This window comes from Bartonella sp. DB5-6, assembly GCF_000278115.1.
GTDB classification, from domain to species: domain Bacteria; phylum Pseudomonadota; class Alphaproteobacteria; order Rhizobiales; family Rhizobiaceae; genus Bartonella; species Bartonella refiksaydamii.
In genome coordinates this window covers 1-2,291 of sequence record NZ_JH725136.1, presented here as the reverse complement: position 1 = coordinate 2,291, position 2,291 = coordinate 1, and the positions used below count along the sequence as shown (strand labels likewise).

Sequence of the window (2,291 nt, the reverse complement as noted above, 5' to 3'; positions counted from 1 at the left end):
GCCAATCCTCTAGATGTAATTTTTGTTGAAGGCAGCACCTTATCTGTTCCATCCGGTCTTTGAATGGTGATAGCAGGGCAATCCATGAATCCTTTCTTGATCTTATCTTGATAAGGTAACAAAGGAGCCCCTGGAGCCCGTCGATAAACCCAATCATGTTTACGCAAATAATCTGTTAAATCCTTTGGTCGTACTTCAAGCATTTTGCAGCTTCAATCAAACCAAACAGACCATCAGACGTTTTAAACCATCCAAAGCTTTTGTTTTTGGTGTTAATTCAGAAATGATGTTATCCTTCTGTTCGATTTGGCTTTGTAAGTGATTCAAGACGCCAAGTAATTCTTCAGGTTTAGAATAGTCAATTTGCGGTGTAGCTATCTGTGGGGTAGCTACTTGTTTCAAAAGCCGTTCACATTTGATAAAGTATTGACGTGCTTCGTGCCCTTTATCATTACGCTGTATCATGGCAAGGTGTTTTCCCATGTCTAATGTAATGTGATATTCTTTTACCTTTCCACCGCTTACTAAATTTTTAGTAAGCGTTATAAAGAGTTTATATTTTCCCGAAATTTACATTCTTTAATGCGATTTTTAATCCAGTCTGCAAATTTTAATGTAATTTCTAAAAACGTATGCAGTCACGTGCATTAACAGTTTGAACAGTCTCTTGATCAATAACCTGTTCTGATATTTCTATAAGTGTGTTCATTGTAAACTCCTTGGTATAGAGGTTTTTGATTGACACTCCAGAAAAGTGCCGGATGCTCAAAAACGCGGTACCAAGTTCGTCGTTACACTTTCCCCAAAAGGGTATTTTATGGCGTAACCACACCCGACAAGATCATTATATGCGTGTAACATACAACGAGTCAAAGCCCCTAATTTACGGAAAATAAACTGTGTCGGCAGTTTGTCCGCTTGGTATTTTCTAAGGTGTTTCTTAGGCACCTGATTCGATTATTCATCCTCCTGTCATAATGCCAAGCAATAATATCACTTTCTTCTAAAAATGATAAGTGCATCTTTACTTTATTTGTCGACTCACTTCAAATCTGCCAGCTTTCTTTTTTATTTATAGCGGAGGGGGGAAATAATGTTCGACATATATGATACAATTGCGATGATTGTATGTTTGTTATCATTACTGGTGATAATTGTCGGACTCGTTTTAATATGTATAAAGAAATGGCGGAAAAACGGACTAAAAACTCTTGGTATTGGAGTTTTATTATTTCTCGGCTCTGCAATATTAGGTGCGTTTTTTTTCCACAAAATCGAACCAGATCAAGTTGCACACAATAACGAGATTGTTTCCTTTCCTTCAACATCATCAAGGGACGTAGGCATTCAAGATAAAAGCGTCATTCAGGCACCAGCTGAGGATACTGATAAGCAAAGTATCCATGTTCAAGACAAAAAGTCAGACAAAGATGATGGATTAGGCTTTTGGGGATGGTTTTGGTTAATCTTCTTTGCATTTATTGCATTGTCTATTTTTGTTCATTGGCAAGATAAACGCAAAAAACGTTTTAAAGAAAAAGTTTCAGAGCAGGTTTTAATTCCTCCCCCCCATATCCATCCTTCTTCTGATTTATCAGTTGTTAATAAAATGTCGCCGGAACTTGAAAAAAAACGGTTAGAAAAAAGGGTACAGACCTTTCTCCTTTGTGTTCTGTTGAGTGGAGGCATTGTGGTAATAGTAACTATTACGCCATGGTTATTAGTGCCCATTCTTATTGTTTTAATTTTTTTTATTATTGCCTATCGTAAGGCGAAAAAGGAAAAAAGCTTTGAACAAGAAGTTGCTCTATGGCAATCAGATACTCCTCCCTCTAATTTTGAGGAAGCATGTGAAATGTTTCAAGAACTTGACGCAAGTGAATATGATTATCGTTTAGCACAAAATGAAAAACTGTTGGGAGTTCAAGAACGCGTTACCTTCAATATCGGCGAAAAGAATCCAGTTTTAGGACGTCTTTTAGTAACAAATCAAGCTATTGTATTTGAAAGCCCTGAAGATAATGAAAGGACTACTTGGGCAAGAATTGCATCAGTAACTATAACATACCAAAGATGTCACATCAGTCACCGTACCGGTGCACCATGGAATTACCGATTTAGTGCCATTCCAAATCCAAGGTTTACAGCAGTAATCCGAGCTCTTGGGCAGCCTTATTGATTTTTAAACACACCAAGCAAAGATGCATCATTGTTTTAGTTCTCGCAAGATAAGTTTATACATATCAGATTCTGAGGCTTGGACATCTGTGATCACGAAGTGCTCTTGAGAA

At 37.3% G+C, this 2,291-nt stretch carries 1 protein-coding gene and 1 pseudogene; one reads left to right on the top strand and one right to left on the bottom strand.

The features are described from left to right. Positions 1 to 709, bottom strand: a pseudogene (locus tag MCO_RS09705) (antA/AntB antirepressor family protein); the annotation flags it as partial. A gap of 384 nt (positions 710 to 1,093) precedes the next feature. On the opposite strand from MCO_RS09705, the gene MCO_RS09695 reads away from it, so the two are divergent. Then, a complete protein-coding gene (locus MCO_RS09695; RefSeq protein WP_007554326.1) occupies positions 1,094 to 2,179 on the top strand; it encodes a hypothetical protein in 1,086 nt (361 codons plus the stop codon). Positions 2,180 to 2,291 lie beyond the last annotated feature (112 nt).